Raw genomic sequence first — 7236 nt, 5'->3', positions numbered from 1 at the left:
GCCAGCACGGCGGCGGGCACGGCCCAGGGCCGGGCAGGGGCGTCCGGCGGAGTGCCGGAACGGCGGGCGCCGGGGACGGCCGGGCGGGGCGGGACGGAGAGGCTGTTCAAGATCTTCATCAGGAGCCCAACACGCGCGGGCCCCCTCGGTCACTTGTACTGACCCACCCGGGTGACCCGGCTCAGCCCACCTGCGTGGGCACCCCCTGCGGCCGCCCGCACAGCTCCCGCCCGTCCAGCGGCGCCGGGATCGCGATGCCGTCGACGCCGCCGACCTTGTTCGCCCAGGACCGGGTCACCCCGCGCACGAGGCGCATCCGCAGCGCCGGGTACTTCTTCGGACGGCGGAAGACACCGACCGTGTCGCCCCAGTAGGAGTGCTTGGCGTCGATGGCCGGGTAGTCGTGCCGGATGCCCTTGAAGGGCGGGAAGTCCGTGTGCACCTCGACCAGGTCGAGCCCGGTGTACGCGGCGAGCGCCCGCATCCCGTCCGGGTAGTAGCGCCAGCAGTCCTGCGCGTCGTGCACGTGGCCGCGCGAGGGCGCGGTGACGATCGCGGTCCCGCCGGTCCGCAGCACCCGCGCGATCTCCAGCATCGTCGCCCAGAAGAACGGGATGTGCTCGAAGGCCTGGCCCGAGATGACGAAGTCGGCGCTCTTGGAGCGGACCGGGATCCGGTACGGCTGCTTCATCACGCGGTCGACGTTGCGCCCGTCGAGCACGTCCACGCCGACGTAGTCGATGTCGTGCCCGGCCAGCAGCGAGCGGTGCGTGCGGGTCTGCTTGTCGGAGATGCGGGAGCCGAGGTCGACGACGCGGTGGCGGCCCTCGGCGGGCAGGTACTCCTGGACACAGAGCTTCATGTGGGCGTACGCGGAGGGGTGCATAGGGGGCCGATTTCTCTCGACTCGGACATGGCGCACCTACAACTGCCGCACCGCCGCCGGGGCTACGGCCGACGTCAAGCAGCCATTGACCGCAAAGGGCCTCAGTCCCGTGTCCGCAGCAACTGCCGCACGGGAAGCGGCTCCACGGTGACCAGGGCGGCCCCGTCGGCCGCGCGGGCCGCGATCCGGTAGGGCCGCAGACGGTGCCTGCGCGGGCCCGGAACGGTGTCGCGGGGCGGCCCGAGCGGGATCGCCTTGCGCACGCCGAGGGCCTGCGCCACGAGACGCACCTCCCACTCGTGCCAGGGCGCCTCCTTCGCGGGGAACAGGTCCTCCAGCGGCAGCCGCAGCCGGGCGACGCAGCCTCGCGGGTCGCCGTCGTCGGCGCTCACCTCGGCGTCGTAGCTGCGAAGCCGCTGTCCGCCCGGCCGCTTCAGCGCGGTCTCGGCGCGTACGGCACCCGTCCCGAAGGCGGCGAGGTCGGGCAGGGTGCTGCGGGTCTCGATCTCCAGGTGGGTGTCGCCCCAGCGGAGCACGGCAGGGGTGAACGCCTGCTTCGCGAAGCGCTCGCGCGCGGCGCCGGTGATGTCGAACCACGCGTCCGGCAGGGCGAGTTCGGGGTCACGGAAGCAGGGATAGGCGGCGTAGGCGCGATCCCCGTCGACAACCGTGGCCGGACCGGAGCCGCCGTCCCGCGGATCGGTCCGCAACACCGCCACGATGGCGTCGAGTTGCCCGCGCTCCGCGAGCCGCATGCACAGCGTGCGGCCGGGGTCGAGGCGGCGCATCACCCGGTCGTTGAGGTGGCGCCGCACGAGCGGCCCGAGCGCGGCCACGGCCCGCTCCTGCTCGTCGCGCGGCGCGTCCACGAACCCGTCGTGGAACGTCCAGTTCAACTCCCAGGTGCAGTGCCGCAGATGCACCGCGTCCCGCTGCGGCCCCGGCGGCACCAGGCGCTCCGTCACCGCCATGATCGCGGCGGTGGCGTGCAGCCGGTCGTCGCGCCGGTAGCGGTACGTCATGTTCCCGGAGTCGGCGCGCTTGACCGCGTAGTAGTAGTCGTAGTCGGCGAGGACGGCGATGCGGTCCTCGGCGTGGAAGCAGGCCTCCAGCGTGAACGGCTGGTCGCTGAACACCTTCAGGTCCGTCGGGTACCTGAGCTGGTGCCGCTCGATCAACTCCCGCCGGAACAACTTGGTGTTGGACAGCGCCCACGGCAGCTTGGAGTCGAAGAGGGTGACGTGCTCGCGCGGGTCCTCGAAGACGGGGCGCCGTCCGTTGCGCCCGCCCACCCCCACCATCTTGCCGAGCACGATGTCGGAGCCGAGCCGGTCGGCGGCCGCCACGAGCCGCTCCAGCGCCTCGGCGCCCAGGTGGTCGTCGGCGCCCACGAAGAACACGTACCGTCCGCGCGCCAGGTCGAGGGCCAGGTTGCTGGGCGCCGCGGGCCCGCCGGAGTTCTCCTGGCGGACGACGGTGAAGACGTCCGGGTACCGCTCGGCGAACCGCTGGAGCTCCTTGCTGCTGCCGTCGGTCGAGCCGTCGTCGACGGCGACGATCTCGATCCGGTCCGTCCCGATGCTCTGCTCGACGAGCGACGTCAGGCACTCGGTCAGATACGGCATCGTGTTGTAGACGGCGACGATGACGCTGACGTCCGGCTCGTCCCCGCGGGTCTTCTGCATGCCATGCAAACGACCGACCTCCCCGCTCGTTGCATAGTTCATGACGACTACGACTGGTTCCACGACCGCCGCCCGCATCGCCGAGGGCGCCCAGGTCCACGAGAGCGCGACGCTCGGCGCGGGCACGTCCGTCTGGGAGTTGGCCCAGATCCGCGAGGGCGCGTCCCTCGGCGCGGGGTGCGTGGTGGGCCGGGGCGCCTACATCGGCACGGACGTCTCGGTCGGCGCGCACGTGAAGATCCAGAACTACGCGCTGGTCTACGAGCCCGCGACCCTCGCCGACGGCGTCTTCGTCGGCCCCGCGGTGGTCCTCACCAACGACCACAACCCGCGGTCCGTCTCCCCCGACGGCCAGGTGAAGCGCGCGTCCGACTGGGAGCCGGTCGGCGTCACGGTCGCCGAGGGCGCCTCCCTCGGCGCCCGCTCGGTGTGCGTGGCGCCGGTGCGCGTCGGGCGCTGGGCGATGGTCGCGGCCGGGGCCGTGGTGACCCGCGACGTGCCCGACTTCGCGCTCGTGGCGGGGGTTCCGGCGCGGCGGATCGGCTGGGTGGGGCGCGACGGGGTCCGACTGGAGGAGGCCGCGCCCGGGACCTGGCAGTGCGGGCGCTCCGGGGACCGGTACCGGGAGACTCCGTCGGGGTTGGTCGAGGAGTGAGCCCGGGGTGGGGCGCCTGCTCATCTGCCGGGTGGCGGACGGTCGGCGGGTGCGGGGTGCGATGTGATTGCTCGCGCAGTTCCCCGCGCCCCTGAAATGCAGGCGCTGCGCGCCGCATTTCCCCGATGAGGGCTGAGCGGCGAGGCCGCTCGCCTTCACGGGCGCGGGGCGCGACCGGCCACGACGAATGCCGCAACAGCCGCACCCCGTTACGAGGGTGCCCCCAGCACGACCCTCCGGACGCCCTCCCAGCGGGCCGGATCCGTCACCCGGCGGCCGTCCACCACCACGCGGACCTCGGGAAAGTCACCCGCCCCCAGCTCCGCGTACTCCGCGTGGTCGGCCTGCACCACGATCGCGGTGACCGCCTGCGCGGCGAACGGCGTGAGGCCCAGCTCGGCCAGTTCCGCGTCGTCGTACAGCGGGTCGGAGACGAAGGGCACGGCCCCGGCCGACCGGAGCGCGCCGACCACCCCGAAGACCCCGGAGAACGCGGTCTCCTTGACCCCGCCCCGGTACGCGGCACCCAGGACCAGCACCTCGGCGCCCGCCAAGTCCCCGTACACGCGCGCGAGTTGCGAGACCGCATAGGCGGGCATGGCCGCGTTGGCCTCCCGGGCCGAGCGGACGACCGTCGCCTCGGGGTCGTTCCACAGGTACATGCGCGGATAGACGGGGATGCAGTGGCCGCCGACCGCGATGCCGGGCTGGTGGATGTGGCTGTACGGCTGGGAGTTGCACGCCTCGATGACCTTGAGGACGTCGAGGCCGGCGGAGTCCGCGAAGCGGGCGAACTGGTTCGCGAGGCCGATGTTCACGTCGCGGTACGTGGTCTCCGCCAGCTTGGCGAGCTCCGCCGCCTCGGCCGAGCCCAGGTCCCAGACGCCGTTCGGGCGCGGCAGGTCGTCGCGCACGTCGAAGTCGAGGACGCCCTCGTAGAAGTCGACGCCCGCCCGCGCCGAGGCGACGTCGATGCCGCCGACCAGCTTCGGATAGCGGCGCAGGTCCGCGAACACCCGCCCCGTCAGGACCCGTTCGGGGCCGAAGACGAGGGAGAAGTCGCGGCCCGCGCGCAGCCCGGAGCCCTCTTCCAGCATCGGCGCCCAGCGCGAGCGCGTCGTACCGACGGGGAGCGTGGTCTCGTACGAGACGAGCGTGCCGGGGCGCAGCCCCTTGGCGACCTCCCGCGTCGCCGCGTCCATCCAGGCGAAGTCGGGGGTGCCGTCGGCGTCGACGTACAGGGGGACGACGAGGACGACGGCGTCCGCCTGGGCGACGGCCGCGGCGGTGTCGGTCGTGGCGGTCAGCCGCCCCTGCGACACGGCGCTCTTCAGCCCTGCGTCGAGTCCGTGCTCGCCGGGGAACGGCTCGGCGCCGTCACCGACGAGCCGTACCACCCGGTCGTCGATGTCGGCACCGACGACCTGGTGGCCCTTGGCGGCGAACTGCACGGCGAGGGGAAGGCCGATCTTGCCGAGGCCCACTACACAGATCTGCATGGTCACTTGACTCCCGTCTCAGAGGTCGCGGGTTCGGGGGTGCGTTGCGGGAAGCGGGGCGCCACACCGGGCAGCACGCGCGCGTACACGCCGTCGAGCACCTCGGCCTGCGCCTCCCAGGTCCAGTTCTCCAGCAGGTCGGGCTTGTCGTACGCGGCCCGGTAGGCGTCCGGGTCGGCGAGGACCGCCCGCACCGCGCGCACGTAGTCGTCGAGGTCGCCCGCCCGGTAGACCTCGCCCTGGCCGGTGGCGCGGACCATCGCCGCCATGGTCCGGATGTCGCTGACCACGAGGGGCAGCCGGGCCTGGGAGTACTCGAAGAACTTGTTGCTCAGGGCGATCTCGTGATTGGGCAGGTGCAGCAGCGGGCTGACCGCGAGGTCCGCGGTGGCCAGGAACTCGGGGACCTGCCAGTGCGGCACGTACGGCAGCGCGTGCACCCGGTCCGCGACGCCCAGCTCCCGCGCCCGCTCGGTGAGCGCGTCGGCGGTGGTCTTGCCCTTGTGGAGCGAGACCAGCGCGATGTGCACACCGGGCAGCCGGGGCAGGGCCTCCACCATGACGTCGACGCCGCGCTGCGGCGCGATCCCTCCGCAGTAGGCCAGGAGCGAGGTGCCGGGGCCGATGCCGCAGAGTTCCCTGAGGTCGCCGAGCGGGGTGTCGCGCTGCTCGTCGGTCAGGGTGCGCACCGGGGCGTTCATCACGATCGCCGGCCGCTCGGTCAGGCCGTGTCCCGTGACGAGCAGGTCCGCCAGTCCTTCGGAGACCGTCACGACGGCGTCCGCGTGCGGCGCGTACTCCTTCTCGTAGGCGCAATGGGCGGTCATCCAGCGTTCGTTGGGGGCGACGAGCCCCGGCAGGAACTCGTGCGCGTCCCAGACGAGCTTGACGTCCCGGCCCGCCGCGCGGGCCCGCAGTTTGGCGCGGGCGCCCACGCCGAGCATGCGGAAGTCGTTCGCGTGGATCACGTCGGGCCCGAGCCGGTCGATGGTGTGGCCGAGCGCGAGTTCGTAGGACCACAGCAGGGGTTCGAGGCGTCGCCAGCAGCGCGTGGGGCGCACCGTTTTCCAGAAGGCGGTGCTCATGCGGACGCCGAGCCGGTCCGCTTCGGACGCCGACGCCCAGGCGGCCTCGGTGTGCCGCAGCCTCAGCTCGGCCCAGCGCAGCCGGGCCTTGGCGACGAGCCCGCGGACCCGGAACCGGCGACCCCGGGCCACCGATCGCGCCCTGAGGTCCGCGCGGCGTGCCTGCGCCAGCTGGAGCCTGCGCCGGGCCGCGGAGCCCGGCGGGCAGGAGAACGGGTAGCGCAGCCAGGAACGCTTCAAGTGAAGGCGTCGGCGCCGCAGTTCGCGCCGCACCGGCAGCAGCTTCACCGCGGCGGCGCCGATCCTCCACGAGCGGTCCTTGCCGTCCGGGGACAGCCCGAGCAGCGTCACGTTCCAGCCGGCCTCGGCCATGGAGCGGGCGGCCTTCTGTACGCGCGAGTCCCCGTTGACGCCGTTGTCCACGAGCATGACCACGCGCCCTCTGCTCTTCTTTCCGTCTGTCGCGGCCTGCCCCACCATCACCGGTTTCCTCCGTCGTCCTCGACGGCGATCACAGTCGTATCGCCCGCAGGGGAAACGAATCGCCCGGATCGCGCGCTACGGGACACGCCAGCGCGTCACCCGTACGGCCCTCTGCGTGACGTCCCGGACGCTCGTTGACCGTGTGCAGTAGTCCGGTTCACCCAGCACATCGCTCGGCCCAGGAGTCATCCGTGAAGGTCCTCAGCGTCGTCGGCGCCCGCCCCCAGTTCGTCAAACTCGCTCCCGTCGCGGCCGAGTTGACCGCCTCAGGTCACGAGCACGTCATCGTGCACACCGGTCAGCACTACGACGCCGACCTGTCCGACGTGTTCTTCACCGGTCTCGGCATTCCCGCCCCCGACGTGCACCTCGGCGTCGGCTCCGGCGGCCACGGTGCGCAGACGGGCGCGGTCCTCACCGCGCTCGATCCCGTCCTGGAGGCCGAGCGCCCCGACTGGGTGCTGGTGTACGGGGACACCAACTCGACGGTGGCGGCGGCGCTTTCGGCGGTGAAGCTGCACGTCCCCGTGGCGCACCTGGAAGCGGGGCTGCGCTCGTTCAACCGGCGGATGCCCGAGGAGCACAACAGGGTGCTGACCGATCACGCCGCCGATCTGCTGCTCGCGCCGACCGAGGAGGCGATGCGGCACCTGGCGGCCGAAGGGCTCGGCTCGCGGTCCGTGCTGGTCGGCGACGTGATGGTCGACGTGTGCCTGCGCATGCGGGACGCGGTCCTGGCGGGCGGGCACCCGGCCCCCGCGCTGCCCGAGGGCATCCGTGCGGGCGAGCCGTACCTGCTCGCGACGCTGCACCGCGCCGAGAACACCGACGACCCGGCCCGCCTCGCGGCGCTGGCCGACGCGCTCGCCGACCTCCCGATCCCCGTCGCGCTGCTCGCCCACCCCCGCCTGGTGGCGCGCGCGGAGGAGCACGGCGTGAAGCT

Annotated in this window: 6 protein-coding genes; 2 read left to right on the top strand and 4 right to left on the bottom strand. The window is 72.9% G+C overall.

All coding sequences use genetic code 11. From position 1 onward, the window contains the following. Nucleotides 1-181 precede the first annotated feature (181 nt). A complete protein-coding gene (locus tag G3I40_RS38295) occupies nt 182-886 on the bottom strand; it encodes a methyltransferase domain-containing protein (protein WP_164559430.1) in 705 nt (234 codons plus the stop codon). A 101-nt stretch (nt 887-987) separates the two neighbouring features. After that, nucleotides 988-2571 carry a glycosyltransferase family 2 protein gene (locus G3I40_RS38290; RefSeq protein ID WP_164559429.1) on the bottom strand — a complete coding sequence of 528 codons (1584 nt, stop codon included), beginning with the start codon at nt 2569-2571 and terminating at the stop codon, nt 988-990. A gap of 40 nt (nt 2572-2611) precedes the next feature. On the opposite strand from G3I40_RS38290, the gene G3I40_RS38285 reads away from it, so the two are divergent. Beyond that, nucleotides 2612-3226, top strand: a complete 615-nt coding sequence (locus G3I40_RS38285) for an acyltransferase (RefSeq protein ID WP_164559428.1) — start codon at nt 2612-2614, stop codon at nt 3224-3226. Between the two features lie 209 nt (nt 3227-3435). On the opposite strand, the gene G3I40_RS38280 is transcribed toward G3I40_RS38285, so the two are convergent. After that, nucleotides 3436-4725 (bottom strand): nucleotide sugar dehydrogenase, encoded by a 1290-nt coding sequence (locus tag G3I40_RS38280; protein ID WP_164559427.1) that lies wholly within the window; start codon nt 4723-4725, stop codon nt 3436-3438. Nucleotides 4726-4727: 2 nt separating this feature from the next. Beyond that, nucleotides 4728-6239, bottom strand: coding sequence for a glycosyltransferase family 4 protein (locus G3I40_RS38275; RefSeq protein ID WP_164559431.1), 1512 nt, complete (start codon nt 6237-6239; stop codon nt 4728-4730). Nucleotides 6240-6484: 245 nt separating this feature from the next. On the opposite strand from G3I40_RS38275, the gene G3I40_RS38270 reads away from it, so the two are divergent. After that, the coding region (locus tag G3I40_RS38270) for a UDP-N-acetylglucosamine 2-epimerase (RefSeq protein ID WP_164559426.1) at nt 6485-7236 on the top strand (752 nt) is incomplete at its 3' end.

Source organism: Streptomyces sp. SID14478, assembly GCF_010548525.1.
Lineage (GTDB): Bacteria > Actinomycetota > Actinomycetes > Streptomycetales > Streptomycetaceae > Streptomyces.
This window is presented reverse-complemented; position numbering and strand designations above follow the sequence as displayed.